Origin of the sequence: Micromonospora sp. ANENR4 (genome assembly GCF_015354395.1) — a bacterium.
GTDB classification, from domain to species: domain Bacteria; phylum Actinomycetota; class Actinomycetes; order Mycobacteriales; family Micromonosporaceae; genus Micromonospora; species Micromonospora aurantiaca.
In genome coordinates, this window is the sequence record NZ_JADKYQ010000014.1 from 118,208 (window position 1) to 133,358 (window position 15,151).

General features: G+C 73.3%; 14 protein-coding genes. 7 read left to right on the forward strand and 7 right to left on the reverse strand.

The window, feature by feature from the left end; all coding sequences use genetic code 11:
• Window positions 1-27: 27 nt before the first annotated feature.
• From IRY44_RS24135 to IRY44_RS24155, 5 genes are read right to left on the reverse strand one after another with little or no spacing between them, the layout of a single operon-like run.
• The gene (locus tag IRY44_RS24135; protein WP_194802500.1) at window positions 28-2,832 is read right to left on the reverse strand and encodes a DUF5682 family protein; all 2,805 of its coding nucleotides are present in this window, start codon (window positions 2,830-2,832) and stop codon (window positions 28-30) included.
• Window positions 2,829-3,941, reverse strand: a complete 1,113-nt coding sequence (locus tag IRY44_RS24140) for an AAA family ATPase (RefSeq protein ID WP_194802501.1) — start codon at window positions 3,939-3,941, stop codon at window positions 2,829-2,831. Before IRY44_RS24140 ends, IRY44_RS24135 begins: the two co-directional genes overlap by 4 nt.
• Before the next feature lie 13 nt (window positions 3,942-3,954).
• A complete protein-coding gene (locus IRY44_RS24145; protein ID WP_194802502.1) occupies window positions 3,955-5,277 on the reverse strand; it encodes a VWA domain-containing protein in 1,323 nt (440 codons plus the stop codon).
• Window positions 5,274-6,671 (reverse strand): hypothetical protein, encoded by a 1,398-nt coding sequence (locus IRY44_RS24150; RefSeq protein ID WP_194802503.1) that lies wholly within the window; start codon window positions 6,669-6,671, stop codon window positions 5,274-5,276. Before IRY44_RS24150 ends, IRY44_RS24145 begins: the two co-directional genes overlap by 4 nt.
• Entirely contained in the window at window positions 6,671-7,141 is a 471-nt protein-coding gene (locus tag IRY44_RS24155) for a hypothetical protein (protein WP_269698100.1), read from the reverse strand. Before IRY44_RS24155 ends, IRY44_RS24150 begins: the two co-directional genes overlap by 1 nt.
• A gap of 225 nt (window positions 7,142-7,366) precedes the next feature.
• Here IRY44_RS24155 and IRY44_RS24160 point away from each other — a divergent pair, with 225 nt between their 5' ends.
• From IRY44_RS24160 to IRY44_RS24180, 5 genes are read left to right on the forward strand one after another with little or no spacing between them, the layout of a single operon-like run.
• The gene (locus IRY44_RS24160; RefSeq protein ID WP_269696959.1) at window positions 7,367-8,527 is read left to right on the forward strand and encodes an FUSC family protein; all 1,161 of its coding nucleotides are present in this window, start codon (window positions 7,367-7,369) and stop codon (window positions 8,525-8,527) included.
• Between the two features lie 10 nt (window positions 8,528-8,537).
• Window positions 8,538-9,647, forward strand: a complete 1,110-nt coding sequence (locus IRY44_RS24165; protein ID WP_194802505.1) for a Xaa-Pro peptidase family protein — start codon at window positions 8,538-8,540, stop codon at window positions 9,645-9,647.
• Window positions 9,644-10,786 carry an acyl-CoA dehydrogenase family protein gene (locus tag IRY44_RS24170; RefSeq protein WP_194802506.1) on the forward strand — a complete coding sequence of 381 codons (1,143 nt, stop codon included), beginning with the start codon at window positions 9,644-9,646 and terminating at the stop codon, window positions 10,784-10,786. Before IRY44_RS24165 ends, IRY44_RS24170 begins: the two co-directional genes overlap by 4 nt.
• A 9-nt stretch (window positions 10,787-10,795) precedes the next feature.
• A complete protein-coding gene (locus IRY44_RS24175) occupies window positions 10,796-11,011 on the forward strand; it encodes a DUF433 domain-containing protein (protein WP_013286269.1) in 216 nt (71 codons plus the stop codon).
• 59 nt (window positions 11,012-11,070) lie between these two features.
• Entirely contained in the window at window positions 11,071-11,574 is a 504-nt protein-coding gene (locus IRY44_RS24180) for an Lrp/AsnC family transcriptional regulator (RefSeq protein WP_128138189.1), read from the forward strand.
• Here IRY44_RS24180 and IRY44_RS24185 read toward each other — a convergent pair.
• Window positions 11,507-12,118 carry a histidine phosphatase family protein gene (locus IRY44_RS24185; RefSeq protein ID WP_194802507.1) on the reverse strand — a complete coding sequence of 204 codons (612 nt, stop codon included), beginning with the start codon at window positions 12,116-12,118 and terminating at the stop codon, window positions 11,507-11,509. The two genes, IRY44_RS24180 and IRY44_RS24185, sit on opposite strands and share 68 nt — an antisense overlap.
• Before the next feature lie 160 nt (window positions 12,119-12,278).
• Between IRY44_RS24185 and IRY44_RS24190 the strand changes: the two genes are divergently transcribed.
• On the forward strand, window positions 12,279-12,473 hold the full coding sequence (locus tag IRY44_RS24190) for a CsbD family protein (protein WP_073829538.1): 195 nt from the start codon (window positions 12,279-12,281) through the stop codon (window positions 12,471-12,473).
• Window positions 12,474-12,537: 64 nt separating this feature from the next.
• Here IRY44_RS24190 and IRY44_RS24195 read toward each other — a convergent pair whose 3' ends face one another.
• Window positions 12,538-13,944 (reverse strand): KamA family radical SAM protein, encoded by a 1,407-nt coding sequence (locus IRY44_RS24195; protein WP_194802508.1) that lies wholly within the window; start codon window positions 13,942-13,944, stop codon window positions 12,538-12,540.
• Between the two features lie 143 nt (window positions 13,945-14,087).
• On the opposite strand from IRY44_RS24195, the gene IRY44_RS24200 reads away from it, so the two are divergent.
• Window positions 14,088-15,149 carry a zinc-binding alcohol dehydrogenase gene (locus IRY44_RS24200; protein WP_269696961.1) on the forward strand — a complete coding sequence of 354 codons (1,062 nt, stop codon included), beginning with the start codon at window positions 14,088-14,090 and terminating at the stop codon, window positions 15,147-15,149.
• Window positions 15,150-15,151 lie beyond the last annotated feature (2 nt).

Sequence of the window (15,151 nt, forward strand, 5' to 3'; positions counted from 1 at the left end):
CTGCCCTCGCAAACCCGCCGACGTCGATCAGTCCGCCAGCAGCGCCGCCACCGCGTGAGCCGTCGCCGGGTGCGCGGCGAGCAGCACCGACGCCCCGTCATCCGGCGATGTGCCGTCGTCGACGAGCGGCTGCCAGTCGCCGGAGCAGCCGAGCAGCGCCGCCACCGCGTCGACCGCCTCCGGGTAAGCGACCAGCAGACCGTGTACCGGACCGGTTCCCGGGGACGGCGCGGACGCGGCGGACGGGGTGGGCGCGGCCGCCCACGGCGGTGACCAGGCGTCCAGCGCGGGCAGCGTGGCGGGGAATGTGCGTTCCGCCTCGCGGACCAGCAGCGGCACCAGCTCCGGACCGTGTTCGCGCAGTGTGGTGATCAGCGTCGGCAGCCAGGGCAGCAGCACCGGGTCGGGCAGTCCGGTGAAGGCGGACGACATGGTCTCCACCACGAACGGCGCGAGCCCCGGCACCGGTTCGAGCGCGTGCACGAAGCCGGACAGGTACTGCGGGAACGCGGGCACCACGAGCGGATTGGCGAGCAGTTCGGCGCATTGTTCGCGCAGGCGCGCCAGCGGCAGCAGGCCGAGCTGGTGGCGGGCGGCCCAGAGCAGCGCGAGCTTGGCCGGCGCCTCCGGGTGGGCCTGCGCGACGGCCAGTTCGAGCTGGGTGCGGTCGCACCCGAGCGACAACGCGAGGCTCTCCATGCTGAACAGGAAGCCGAGCATCGCGCCGACCTGCCGTACGCCGGTGGACTCGTCCACGAACGCGGTGGGCAGCAGCGTGCAGTAGTGGGCGTATCCGGTGGTGACGAACGTCCGGCACCAGGCGGGCAGCACCGGTCCGGTGGTGCGGTGGTGGGCGAGCAGCCGCCGGATGCGGCGCAGCACCTCCGGTGCGTCGTCCACTGTGCGTTCGGCGGCGAGCAGCTCCACCGCCCGCGCGCCGAGTTCGTCGACCAGGCGCGGGCTGTCCAGCAGCCGGATGGCGTCCTCGACGGCGGCGAGCGCGCGGGCGGCTGTCGCGTCGGGGCCGCGTACCGCCCGCCGCAGCCGTTGTTCCAGCACCTGCTCGACGGTGACGCCCTCGTAGCCCAGCTCGATCAGGGCGCGCTGGTTGCGACCGAGCGCGAGGTCCCAGCTCTCCTGTTCGGAGCGGTGACCGAGGCGGCGCTCGCCCATGATCGGGCGGACCGCGTCGGCCGGCAGCAGGTGCCGCAGCATCCACAGCAGGTCGGAGCAGGGTGCCAGCGCCGGGTCGGCCCGCAGGTCGAGCAGCGCCCGCTGCACGGTGCGCCGTTCCAGGTCGAGGCCGAGGGGGCGCAGCCGGTCCAGGACGTCGCGGGCCAGCGGCGGCAGGGAGTCGTACCCGACCTGGCCGACGCGGTCGCCGCCGAGGAGGATCTCGCAGAGCCGGCGGACGTCGCGGCGGCCGGGCACCACGTCCTTCTCGATGCAGGTCACGGCGGCGTCGGCGAAGTCGTACGGCGTGGGCCGTGCGCGGTTGCGCATGGTGGCGAGCAGGATCGACGTCTCGAACACGGCGATCGCGTCGGCGGTGCTGGCGAGGTAGCCGTTGCGGCGGGCGAGCCGGACGATGTCGACGCACCAGCCGCGCAGTTCGGCCTCGTCCAACTCGTCGAGGACGGGCGGGGCGGCGAGGAACCCGCTGAGCCGGTCGGTGGCCGGGCCCGCCGGGACCGGTGCGGCGGAGCGGGAGCGGCGGCCCTTCTTCTCGGTACGCTGCCCGGCCAGCCGGTACGGAGTGAGCCGGGTGCGGCCGACCGCTGCCGTCCAGTTGGCGGCGGCGATGGACACGGTGCCCGGGGCCAGCCCGAACTGCGCCTCGATGGCCGAGTGGCTGGACGGGATGAGGCCGTAGCGCCAGCGGGTGCCGGTGCGCGGGCTGATCGGGAAGTCCGGCGCGGTCGAGTCGAGGCCGAACTGTTCCACATGGCTGGCGGCGTGGAAGGCGCCGCAGACGTAGAGGCAGTCGGCCGGGTCGGCGCCGCTTTCGGCGAGGTGCTGCCGCATCCGGGTCCACATGTACCGTTCGCGGTCCTCGTCGCGTTCGTCGCGGGCGGACCGGGACGGGCGCAGCCGCCGGAACAGGCTGCCGATCAGCACCATGACCTGCCGGTAGGTGTCGTGGTCGGCGTCGGCGAGCGGCCGTTCGACGTACTGGTCCCACCATTCCGACCAATGGCGCACCTTGCCGTGGTGCAGCAGGTGGGCCTCCAGCTCGGCGAACCGGGGGCGCAGGTCGCCGATCTCCACGCCGACCGCGTCGCCGTGCAGTCCCGCGTCCTCATCCGAGGACGGAGCGCCGGAGCCCCACTCCGGGCCGGTGTCGTCGCGGTGCGTCCACTGGAACACGTGGTCGGTGGAGCGGTCCACGAGCACCAGCTCCACGCCGGGGGTGTCCAGGGCGTACGCGATGGCCTGGTATTCGGCGGACGCCTCGGTGACCGGCGCGACAACGCTCAGTGGGCTCCACTCGGCGGGGAAGCCGTCGAGTTCGGTGGCGAACGCCTGCACCGCGACCGGCAGGCGGCAGTTGCGCAGCTCGTCGAGCAGCGGTCGCAGGTCCTCGCACAGCTCCAGGTAGATCACCTTGGGTGGCCGGGCGCGCAGCCGTCGCGCCATGGCCAGCGCCGAGGCGGGGGAGTGGTGGCAGACCGGGAAGATCTCCAGCCGTTCGCGGAGCGCCCGGTCGACGTCGTTGACCATCCCGGCGAGGATGCCGGCGAGCGCGTCCGGGGAGCCGGCGAACGCGGCGGCTGCTTCGGTGAGCTGCTCGCGCAGCGGGCCGAACAGTCCGGTGGGTGCGGGCGCGGTCATGACAGCGACGCGATCGCCTGGCGGCCGCCGTCGAGGAAGCCCTCCCAGTCGCCACCGTCGGCCTTGGCGCGGGGTTCGACCACGCCGTGCAGGTACTTGTTGAGGATGGCCAGGTCCTCCGGGGCGCGGCGGGCCAGTGAGCCCATCAGCGAACCGGCGAGCGTCTGGGCGCGCAGGGTGCGGTCGCCGAAGAACTGGCTGTGCAGGATCGCGTCCTCCAGCACGCCGATCTGCTCGGCGGTGGACAGCGCCGACTCCAGCTTCTCGTCGTCGCTGGTGGCGGCGGACGCGGCGGCGCGCAGGTCGGCGAAGCTCTGGAGCAGGATGCCGAGCAGGGTGGGCGGCACGTCGAGTTCGATGCGGTGCCGGCGCAGGAGTTCCTCGGTGCGGAAGCGGACGATCTCGGCTTCGCTGCGCTTGTTGGTGACCACCGGGATGCGGACGAAGTTGAACCGCCGCTTCAGCGCGGAGGAGAGGTCGTTGACGCCCCGGTCGCGGCTGTTGGCGGTGGCGATGATCGAGAAGCCGGGCTTGGCGAAGACGATGTTGTCGTGGTCCAGCTCGGGGATGGAGACGTACTTCTCGGACAGGATCGAGATGAGTGCGTCCTGGACGTCGCTGGTGGAGCGGGTCAGCTCCTCGAACCGGCCGATCACGCCCTGCTCCATCGCGGTCATGATGGGGGAGGGGATCATCGAGTCGCGGGACTGGCCGCGGGCGATGACCATGGAGACGTTCCACGAGTACTTGATGTGGTCCTCGGTGGTGCCGGCGGTGCCCTGCACGACGAGCGTGGAGTTGCGGCAGATCGCGGCGGCGAGCAGCTCGGCGAGCCAGCTCTTGCCGGTGCCCGGGTCGCCGATGAGCAGAAGGCCGCGGTCGGAGGCGAGCGTGACGATGCTGCGTTCGACGAAGCTGCGGTCGCCGAACCACTTCTGCGGGATCTCCCGGTCGAGGCCGTCGGCGCGTTCGGAGCCGAGCACGAACAGCCGGACCATGCGAGGGCTCAGTCGCCAGGAGAACGGCTTCGGCCCGGTGTCGACCGATTCCAGGTAGGCGAGCTCGTCGGCGTACTTGACCTCGGCCGGGGCGCGGAGCATGTCGGACATCAGGGGTGCTCTCCTAGGTGAGGAAGTTCTTCAGCTCGGCGACGAGCTTGCGGATGTGGCCGGAGATGACGGGGGTGCCGAGGTCGGAGAAGCGCTGCCGGAACCAGGGGTTGACGCTCTGGCTGCCGGAGCTGTTGACCGAGCCGACCGGGATGAACTTCACCCCGGAGCGGTGCACGGCCTCGATGCCGTCGAACAGCGGCTGGGACCTGTCGAACTCGTAGAAGTCGGAGATCCAGACCATGACCGTGTTGCGCGGCTCGACGATCTTGGGGCGGGCCAGGGCCATGGCGACCGGGCCGTCGTTGCCGCCGCCGAGGTTGGTGCGCAGCAGCACCTCGAACGGGTCGTGCACCCACGGGGTGAGGTCCAGCGCCCGGGTGTCGTACGCGATCAGGTGCACGTCGACCTTGGGCAGGCCGGCGAAGATCGAGGCGAGGATGGTGCAGTTGACCATCGAGTCGACCATCGAGCCGGACTGGTCGACCACCACGATCAGCCGCGACGGGGTGGTCCGCCGGGCGGTCTGCCGGTAGTAGAGCCGGTCGACGTAGAGGCGCTCGTCGTCCGGGCTCCAGTTGGTGAGGTTCTGCCAGATGGTGCGGTCCAGGTCGAGGTTGCGGAAGACCCGCTTGGGCGGCACGGACCGGTCGACGGCCCCGACGGTGGCCTGCGCGACCTGGGTACGCAGCACCTCGGCGACCTGGTCGACGTAGCGGCGGATCAGCGACTTGGCGTTCGCGAGCGCCACTCCGGACAGGTTGGACTTGTCCCGCAGGAGCTGCTCGATCAGGGACATGCTCGGGGTCAGCCGGGCGGCCAGCGACGGATCGGCGAGCACCTCGCGCAGCCGCATCCGGGCCACCAGGTCCCCCTCCAGCCCGGCGAGGGTGGCACCCAGGCCGGTGCCCCCGCGGCGCAGCTCACCGGCCTGCGCGCCGCACGCCTGCTCGAACCAGCCGGCGTCGGCCTGCCAGCGGGCGAGCTGCCCGGCGCTGACCTCACCGCCGCCGGTGGCGAAGACGTTGAGCAGCAGCTTGGACGCCAGCGCGGCGCGGCGTACCTCGGTCTCGGCCGGCTGGAACGGCCCGGCGGCGGTGGTGTCGTCGCCGGGGGTGAGCAGGCCGCGCAGCTCGTCGGCGAGGGCCGGGAAGCGCTGGACGACGGTGTCGACGGAGACGGCCGGGTCGAGCAGCGCGGCGGGCAGGCCGAGGTCGTCGACGACGGCGACGCTCGCCGACTCCAGCCCGGGCTGCTCGTCGGGGCTGAACAGGCGGGCGAGCAGCCGCCAGTAGAGCACCTGGCGGCGGTTGGCGTGGGTGCGGTCGTCGGTCATCGGCGCAGCAACCGTCCCGCGCGTTCGCGCAGCACTGCCACGGCGTCGCCCGCCTTGGCCTCGGCCTTCGCCGTCTTCGGGTCGGTGACGCCGCACGCCCAGTCGCCGTTGTGCGCCTCGACGGTCTGCTTCCTGACGGTGGCCCGGACCGCGAGGGGTTGCAGCAGCCAGCGGCCGTCGTCCCAGCGGAGCAGACCGAGGCAGGCGGTGGAGGCGGCGACGAGCGCCGGGGTGAGCGGACCGGCGGCGGGCAGCCGGCCGGTGGCCAGGCGCAGGGACCGGCCGTCGAGGTCGAGCGCCGGGGCGCCGTCGTCGTCGCGGACGGTGTAGCCCTCGACCAGGACCGGTTCGGCGATGGCGGCGGGATGGCGCAGCAGCGGTGCTGTCGCCGCGGCGGTGGCGCCGGTGAGCAGCACCCGGGCGGTGGCGAACGGGTCGGCCGGCTCGCCGAGCGTGGCCCGCTCCTCGGCCCAGCGCAGGTCCGCGCCGTGGGCGGTCAGGTCGGTGACGGTGATCGACCGCCGCTGGGCCAGGGCGGTGAGCAGGATCGGGTACGCCTCCAGCAACCGCCAGCCGGCCGGACCGACGATGGTGGCGACCTTCGCCGCGACCACTGTGACCCGGACCAGCCGGACGGTGCCGCCGCCGGCCGGTTCGAGCAGCGCGTGCACCTGTGCCTGGAACGCGGTGTCGTGCTCGTGCACGTCGACGCCGAGGGGGAGCAGCCGTCCGGAGACCGGCTCGCCGGGCGCGGTCTCGCCGTGCGTACCGTGGCTGAGCAGGACGGCGCGGGTCCACAGGTCGGCCCACCGGCGGGTGGGCACCTGCGGCAGGGCCGCCACCGGCAGGGCGGCGCGCAGCTCGGCGGCGAGGCCGTCGAGCAGCACCGCGATGCGGCGCAGTGCCGGTTCGGCGAGCGCGGCTTCGACCGGCGCGGCGGCGCCGGAGAGCAGCTCGTGGTCGGCGCCGCGCCAGCCGGCGAGTGCCAGCTCGTGCAGCCAGGCTTGTGCGCCGGCCAGGGCGGGAGGAGGCGCCGCTGGGGCCTCGGGCGCGGCGGCCCACGGGGCGCGGAGCCGGCCGAGCGCCGTGTCGAGGCGGTCGAGCAGGGCGTCGTGTGCCGCGCCGAGCAGTGCGGCGCGGGCCCCGGCGAGGGCGGCCAGGTGGTCCTCGGTGAGCGCGCCGGTGCGCACCGCGCCGGCCGCCTCGGTGACGCGGGCGCCCAGCGGCGTGCCGCCGACCGCGCCGGCCAGTGCGGCCCAGGCGGCGGCGCCCGGCTCGTCGAGGCGGGCCAGGCCGGCGGTGAGTGTGTCGTCGGCACCGTCGACGACGGCGAGCGTCTCGGCCAGCGCGGGGATCGTCCCGTCGTGGAGCTGCGTGAGCTGTGCGGCGAGCATCAGCGCACCGCCGCAGTGGCCGGGAACCAGTGCAGCTCCGGCACCGCTGCCGTGTCGGCGGGTATCTCGAGGTAGGCCAGGTGGCGCAGGAAGCGGCTGAACACCACGGCGGCCGGGCCCGGCTCGTGCCGTGCGTCGGTGCGGGCCAGCAGGGCGGTGCCGCTGTCGACGCCGTCGCCCACGTCCACCCGCAGGTAGCGGGCGACCTGCTCGGCGCCGTACTGGAGGACCGCCTCGTCGGCCAGCGCGTGCAGGTGCTTGCAGAGCATGGTGCCGCGCAGGCCGCCGCAGGGCCGGTTGTTGTTGGTGCTGCAGTTGACCGCGTGCGTGCCGGCGGTCACCGAGGAGACGTAGACCCGTTCCACGTCGGAGCCGCTGGACACCACCCCCTGCAACCGCCCGTCGGCCAGCTCCACGAAGGGCACCTTGGCCAGCTTGCGGGCCCGCGCGGGCGGCGCCACCCGCAGCACGCTGCGCCGTCGCCACGAGGCGTCAGTCGCCTCCGTCATCTTCCCGACCTCCCCGCCGGCCGGCCGCCGCCGGGCACGCCGGGACGCCGTCGCCGGCCGTGATCCGTGCCGCTGTGACGACAAGGATCATGGACCACGGGTACGACAGGAGCGCCGTCGCGGGCGGCGCCGGGAATACCGTGCGGCCCGGCGGGTAGAGGGGGGCGTGATCGAGCCGGAGCCGTCGTGCCTGTGGCGCCCGGGCAGGCGGGTGGTGCGGTGACCCCGGTGGCTCCGGCGGCGCGCCGCGAGGTCCGGGAGGCGTACGAGCGGCTGCGCCGGTACTTCATCGTGGCTCTCCAGGCCGGTCTGGCCGCCGGTCTGGCCTGGTACGTGGCGAGCACGCTGCTCAAGAACCCGCAGCCGCTGTTCGCGCCGGCGGCTGCGGTGGGCACCATCGCGGCGGCGATCGGCAACCGGATCCGCCGTACCGCCGAACTGCTCGGCGGTGTGATCGTCGGCGTGCTGGTCGGCGACCTGATCATCAAGCTGATCGGGGCCGGTCCGGTGCAGACCGGCCTGGTGGTCGCGCTCGCCATCTCGCTGGCGGTGGTGATCCGGGGCAACGGCGCCGTGATGGTACAGGCCGGCAGCACCGCTGTGCTGCTGGGCACCGTGGAGCCCAACGCGCCCGACCTGGCCGTGCCGCGTACCGCGAACGCGCTGGTGGGCGGCGCGGTGGCGGTGGTGGTGGCGCTGCTGCTGTTGCCGCTGAACCCGGTCCGGGTGGTGCACCGCGCGGCCGGGCCCACGCTGGACCTGTTCGCCAACGAGCTGACGGCCACGGCGGACGCGCTCACCGCCCGGGACGCCGGGGCGGCCGAGGCGGCTCTGGGCCGGCTGGAGGCGGCCGAGGCCGAGCGGAAGCAGACCACCGAGATCGTCGCGGCGGCCCGGGAGGTGACGTCGCTGTCACCGTGGCGGTGGCGGCGACGGGCCCAGTTGCGCCGCTACGAGAACGCGGGCGCCCACCTGGAGCTGGCGTACACGAACAGCCGCAACATGGTGCGCCGGGTGGTGGCGTTGCTGGAGGCCGGGGAGCCGGTTCCGGCGGCCCTGCCGGCCGGGGTCGAGGCGTTCGGGCAGTCGCTGCGGCTGCTGCACCGGGACTTCCTCGCCGGGCGGCCGCCGGACATCGCGCGGGCGCGGGCGCGGGACGCCGCGCGGGACGCCGGCCGGGCGCGTGCCGCCGGTCTGGGTTTCTCCGGCACGATCGTGGCCTCGCAGCTGTTCATCGTGGTCGGCGAGTTGCTCCAGGCATCGGGCATGACCAAGATCGAGGCGGACCGGCTGGCCGGCGTCTGCGGGCATCGTCCGGACTCCCGCCCGGACCCAAACGACCGTTAAGCTTCGGGGTGTGGGAATCGAGGAACTGTACCCCGCCGGGCGTCTCGTCGCGGCCCAGCGCGCCACCGCCGCGGCGGGCCTGGACGCGCTGCTGCTCACCCCGGGTTCCGACCTGCGCTACCTGACCGGCTACGACGCCCGCGAGGGTGAGCGGCTGACCTGCCTGGTGCTGCCCGCCGAGGGGCAGCCGACGCTGATCGTGCCGGTGCTGGAGCGGCCGGACGCCGAGGCCGCGCCCGGCACCGGGTACCGGATCGTCGACCACGCCGACGGCACCGACCCGTGGCCGCTGGTGCGCGCGGCGCTGCCCGGCCCGGTCCGCGCCGTCGGGCTGGCCGACCGGATGTGGGCGCAGCAGGTCCTCGCGCTGCGCGACGCGCTGCCCGGTACGGCCCAGCGGCTCGCCTCCGACGTGCTGCGGGAGATGCGGATCCGCAAGTCGCCGGCCGAGGTGGCGGCGCTGGCCGAGGCGGGCGCCGCGATCGACGCGGTGCACCTGCGGATGGGGGAATGGCTGCGCCCCGGCCGCACCGAGCGCGAGGTCGCCGCCGACCTCGCCGCCGCGATCCGGGCGGCCGGGCACGCCGCCGTCGACTTCGTCATCGTCGCGGCCGGGCCGAACGGCGCGAGCCCGCACCACGGCACCTCGGACCGCCCGATCGGCGCCGGCGAGCCGGTGGTGGTCGACATCGGCGGCACCATGCCGTCGGGCTACCGCTCCGACTGCACCCGCACGTACGTCGCCGGCGGCCCCGCCCCGGCCGAGTTCGTGGACTACTACGCGGTGCTGCGGGAGGCGCAGCGCGCCGCCGTGGCCGCCGTCGCGCCGGGCGTGACAGCCGAGGCCCTCGACGCGGTCGCCCGCGACGTCATCGGTGCCGCCGGATTCGGCGACGCCTTCCTGCACCGCACCGGTCACGGCATCGGCCTCGACGGCCACGAGGAGCCGTACGTGGTGACCGGCAACCCCCGGCCGCTTCAGGCCGGCATGGCTTTCTCGGTCGAACCCGGTATCTACCTCGCCGGGCGGCACGGAGCCCGGATCGAGGACATCGTCGTCTGCACGACGGACGGCGGGCAACGGCTCAACACCACCCCCACGGAGCTCATCGCGCTATGAACGTCGACCGGATCCTGCCCACCGACGAGGCCCACGACCTGCTGGACCTCGCCACCGAACTCGCCGACCGGGAGCTGGCCCCGGCCGCCGCCGGTTTCGAGGCCCGCGCCGAGTTCCCCCGGGAGGTGCTGCGCACCCTGGGCCGGGCCGGCCTGCTCGGCCTGCCGTACGCGGAGGAGCACGGCGGGGCCGCCCAGCCGTACGAGGTGTACCTCCAGGTGCTGGAGATCCTCGCCAGCCGGTGGCTGGCAGTGGCCGAGGCGGTCAGCGTGCACACGCTGTCCTGCTACCCGCTGGCCCAGTTCGGCACCGACGAGCAGCGCAAACTGCTGCCGGACATGATCGGCGGGGAACTGCTCGGAGCGTACTGTCTCTCCGAGCCGCAGGGTGGCTCGGACGCGGCGGCCCTGACCACGCGGGCGGTACGCGACGGCGACGCGTACGTGGTCACCGGCACCAAGGCGTGGATCACACACGCCCGGGTGGCCGACTTCTACAACATCTTCTGCCGCACCGGCGGCCCCGGCCCGAAGGGCATCTCCTGCCTGCTGGCCGACCGGTCCACGCAGGGCATCCACCCGCAGGCCGCCGAGCGCACGATGGGCCTGCACGCCTCGCCGATCGCGCAGATCGCCTTCGACGACGCCCGGGTGCCGGCGGAGCGGCTGATCGGTGGCGAGGGCGCCGGGTTCACCATCGCGATGTCCGCGCTGGACTCCGGCCGCCTGGGCATCGCCGCGTGCGCTGTGGGCCTGGCGCAGGGCGCGCTGGACTACGCGGTCGGCTACGCCCGGGAGCGCCGCCAGTTCGGCCGGGCGATCATCGACTTCCAGGGGCTCGGGTTCAACCTGGCCGACGCCGCCACCCAGATCTCCGCCGCGCGGGCGCTCACGCTCGCCGCCGCGCGGCTGCGCGACGCCGGACGCCCGTACTCGATCGAGGCGGCCAAGGCGAAGCTGTTCGCCACGGACGTGGCGATGCGGGTGACCACCGACGCGGTGCAGGTGCTCGGCGGCGCCGGGTACGTCGCCGACCACCCGGTCGAGCGGTACATGCGGGAGGCCAAGGTGCTCCAGATCGTCGAGGGCACCAACCAGATCCAGCGGCTGGTCATCTCCCGCGCGCTGGCGAAGGGCTAGCCTGTCGCGGTGACCTTCCCCCGGATCACCGTGGACCCCGACGTCATGGGGGGTGCGCCCTGCGTACGGCAGTCGCGCATCCCCGTGGCCACCCTGCTGGCCATGATGGCCGAGGGCATGTCCGTCACGGACATCCTCACCGATCTGCCGTTCCTGGACGAGGAGGACATGGCGGAGGTGCTGAACTACGCGGCGGACGCGGTGCGCGACCGGACGGCGCGCTGAGCGTCACCGCGGCGGGCCGGGTACGGCGTGGGAGCGCTTTTCCGGCTACTGTGCAGCGCGTGGAGGAGATCGACCGTGCCATCGTCGCCGCGCTGACCGGGGACGGTCGGCTGTCGTACACGGATCTGGCCGAGCGGGTGGGCCTGTCGGTGTCGGCCGTGCACCAGCGGGTCCGCCGGCTGGAGCAACGCGGGGTGATCAAGGGGTACGCCGCGCGGGTGTCGTTCGAGGCGCTGGACCTGCCGCTGACCGCGTTCGTGGCGATCCGGCCGTTCGACCCGTCGCAGCCGGACGACGCACCGGAGCGGCTGGCGCACCTGCCCGAGATCGACTCGTGCTACTCGGTGGCGGGGGAGGACTTCTATCTCCTGCTGGTGCGGGTGGCCGGCCCGGCCGACCTGGAGCGGGTGCTGCAGGAGATCCGTACCGCCGCGAACGTCACCACGCGCACGACAGTGGTGTTGTCCACGCCGTACGAGAACCGGCCGCCGAAGATCAGTGGCGAGCTGACCGGCCGGGGGCGTCCCCGCCCGTCGGCGGAGCCGGCAGGTTCCACCGCCTGAGCACCCGTCGGCCGTGCTCGTGCCCGAGCACGCTGAGCGTGGCGGTGTCCAGCCGCAGCAGCGCCCCGGCCGAGGGCGGCAACCCGATCCAGCGCGCCCCGAGCACGCGCAGGCTGTGCCCGTGTCCGACGAGCGCGACGTCGCCCTGCTCCAGCAGCGGCGCGATCCGGTCCAGCACGCCGTCCAGGCGGGTGCCCACCTGCTCCGGTGACTCGCCGCCGGGGCCGCCGTCGGCCCAGATCGACCAGCCGGGCCGGTCGGCCTGGATGTCCGCGGTGGTGCGGCCCTCGTACTCGCCGTAGTTCCACTCGGCCAGGTCGGGCTCGATGGCGTCCACGGTGAGCCCGGCCAGGGCGGCGGTGCGGGTGGCGCGCTGCCGGGGGCTGGACAGCACCCGGGCGAATCGCCGGCCGACGAGCAGCGGGGCCAGCGCGCCGGCCTGCCGCTCGCCGTCGGGGGTCAGCTCCAGATCGGTGTACGAGGTGTGCCGGTGCGCGGCGCTCCAGGTGGTCTCGCCGTGCCGGATCAGCAGGATCTCGTTCACCGGCTCAGTCAACCACGCCGGGGACTTCCCGACCGGGCGAGGATTCTCCAACCTATTATCCTAGGACGCCCTACGCGATGTGCGCCGGTCAACAGCGTTTGACCCGACAGTCACCGGGGACGCGACAAGGGCAAGGCGTAGCCGGACGAGGGAGGGCGACATGAGCTTCACCGACAAGGCGAAGAACAAGGCCCAGGAGATGAGCGGCATGGCCAAGGAGCGGATCGGCGACGTGACCGACAACGAGCGGTTGCGGGCCGAGGGCGCCTCCGAGCAGAGCACGGCGCGCGCCCGGCAGGCCGGGGAGCACGCCAAGCAGGCGGGCCGCGACGTCAAGGACGCCTTCAACAAGTGAGTACGCGAAACGGCGGGCCACCTCTTGCAGAGGTGGCCCGCCGTCGTGGGTCTGGCGGCCGAGGTCAGTCGTCGCGGTGCGCCAGCCACCAGGCCTGGCCGGCCTCGGGCAGCGTGTCGATCGGGTCGTAGTAGGCGTAGCGCTTGTTCAGCGCCTCCAGGTCGGCCGACTCGATCGAGGTGCGGTAGTTCTTCGTCCAGTACGAGATGCCGCGCTCACGGTCGTAGTCGGTGAGCATGTGCACCCAGCGCTTGCCGACGAACGGCACGTCGCAGACGATCCGCGGGGTGGCGTAGCCGGGCAGGTAGCCCATGATGTCGTGCTGGAGCTGCTGGGCGTGCCAGACCGGGACGCGCCAGTGCTCGGCGTTGGGGATCATGTCGCACATGTAGAAGTAGTACGGCAGGATGCCCGCCTCGCCCTGGAGCGCGAAGCAGAGGTCCAGCAGGTCGGCGCTGGTGGCGTTGACGCCGCGCATGAGCACGCCCTGGTTGCGGACGTCGCGGACGCCGACGTCGAGCGCGGTCTGTGCGGCCTTGGCGACCAGCGGGGTCAGCGACTGGGCGTGGTTGACGTGGGTGTGGATGGCCAGGTTGACGCCGCGGCGGGCGGCGGTGCGGGCGACGCGTTCGAGGCCCTCGACCACGTCGGGCTGGAGCCAGTGCTGGGGCAGGCCCATGAGTGCCTTGGTGGCGAGCCGGATGTCGCGGATCGTCTCGATCTCCAGCAGGCGCATCAGGTACGACTCGAGGTTGCGCCACGGCACGTTGGCGACGTCGCCGCCGGAGACGACAACGTCACGCACACCGGGGTGGGCCTTGAGGTAGGTGATGTGGGCGTCGTAGCGGTCGACCGGCTTGAGGGTGAGCTTGAGCTTGTCGACGGCGGGGGTGGAGTTGCCGACGAGGTCCATGCGGGTGCAGTGGCCGCAGTACTGCGGACAGGTGGAGAGCAGCTCGGCGAGGACCTTTGTGGGGTAGCGGTGGGTGAGACCCTCGGCGACCCACATGTCGTGCTCGTGGAGGCTGTCGCGGCTGGCGTACGGGTGGGACGGCCAGTCGGTGCGCCGGTCGGAGGCGACCGGGATCATGTAGCGGCGGATCGGGTCGGCGAGCAGCGCCTCGGTGCTCATCGGCTCAAACGGCACCATGGTGTTGAGCATCTGCGGCGGCACCAGCATGGACATGGTGGCCAGCGCCTTCTGGTCGGCCTCCAGGTCGGCGTAGAAGGTCTCGTCGACGGTGTCGCCGAGGACGGCGCGCAACTGCTTGATGTTCTTGACGCAGTTGACCCGTTGCCACTGGGCGCTCTCCCACTGTTCGCGGGTGATGTGGCGCCAGCCGGGGAAGCGGGTCCAGTCGGGTTCGACGAGGGGCGCGCGGCGGTATTCGTAGGGCTGTCCGGCGGTCGGGACGGCGACCGGCGCGGGGCGGGGCGTCGGGATGGTCTCCACCGGTTGGGTCTGGGTCACGGCCCCTCCTCGTCAGCGTGCGGGTTGATCAACGGATGCGTAGGCTACTGGAAAATCTGCGGTGAAGAAATTAGTCTGCCGGAAGTTTTCCCGCGACGCGACCCCTGGCCGGGGGTTCGGGCGGCTGGACATAGGGGGTCGGCGTGACGTCACCGGTGGGTCTGCACCGAGTCGTGGAACCGGTGGGTGTGCTCCCGCAGGCGGCCTGGCGGCTGGACCCGGACCCGCGGATCGCGGCGAACGAGGTGCGGATCCGGGTCGAGCGGCTGAACCTGGACGCGGCGAGTTTCCGGCAGTTGGCGGAGAAGCACGGCGGCGACGGGGAGAAGGTCCGCGCCGAGGTGCTGGAGATCGTGTCGGCCCGGGGGAAGATGCAGAACCCGGTGACCGGTTCCGGCGGCATGCTGATCGGCACCGTCGAGGAGGCGGGCCGCCGCTCGCCGCTGGGGCTGAAGGCGGGTGACCGGGTGGCGACGCTCGTGTCGCTGACGCTGACGCCGCTGACGATCACCGACGGGCTGGCCCGCTGGGACGGGCGCAGCGAGCAGGTGCCGTGCGACGGGTACGCGATCCTGTTCGCCCGGTCGATCGCGGCGGTGCTGCCGCCGGACCTGCACCCCGAGCTGTCCCTGGCGGTGCTGGACGTGTGCGGGGCGCCGGCGTTGACGGCGCGGGTGGTGGCCGAGCAGGTGGCGCGGCGCTCGCGTGAGGGTGATCCGCGTCCGGTGTCGGTGGCGGTGATCGGTGGGGCCGGCAAGAGCGGGTCGTTGTCTCTCGCGGCGGCGCGGCGGGCGGGTGCCGCCCGTACCGTCGGGGTGGTTCCGGTGGACTCGGAGCGGGACGCGCTGACGGCGGTCGGGCTGGCCGACGTGGTGGCGCTGGCGGACGCGCGGGATCCGGTGGGGCTGTCGACGGCGGTGACGACGGCGCTGGGTGTGCCGGCAGACGTGACTGTGGTGTGCGTGGACGTGCCGGGGTGTGAGCACGGCGCGGTGCTGGCCACGGCGGACGGCGGTACGGTGATCTTCTTCTCGATGGCGACGAGCTTCGCGGCGGCGGCGCTTGGTGCGGAGGGCCTGGCGGCGGACGTGACGATGCTGGTGGGCAACGGGTACGTGCCGGGACACGCGGCGCTGGCGCTGGATCTGTTGCGGGCCGAGCCGGGGGTGCGCGGCCTGTTCGAGGCGCGTCTGACGGCAGACTGAGA

Bases quoted from the DNA above. Each gene is read 5' to 3' on its own strand.
- IRY44_RS24135 (WP_194802500.1), bottom strand. From the start codon at position 2,832: ATGACCGCGCCCGCACCCACCGGACTGTTCGGCCCGCTGCGCGAGCAG.
- IRY44_RS24140 (WP_194802501.1), bottom strand. From the start codon at position 3,941: ATGTCCGACATGCTCCGCGCCCCGGCCGAGGTCAAGTACGCCGACGAG.
- IRY44_RS24145 (WP_194802502.1), bottom strand. From the start codon at position 5,277: ATGACCGACGACCGCACCCACGCCAACCGCCGCCAGGTGCTCTACTGG.
- IRY44_RS24150 (WP_194802503.1), bottom strand. From the start codon at position 6,671: ATGCTCGCCGCACAGCTCACGCAGCTCCACGACGGGACGATCCCCGCG.
- IRY44_RS24170 (WP_194802506.1), top strand. From the start codon at position 9,644: ATGAACGTCGACCGGATCCTGCCCACCGACGAGGCCCACGACCTGCTG.
- IRY44_RS24190 (WP_073829538.1), top strand. From the start codon at position 12,279: ATGAGCTTCACCGACAAGGCGAAGAACAAGGCCCAGGAGATGAGCGGC.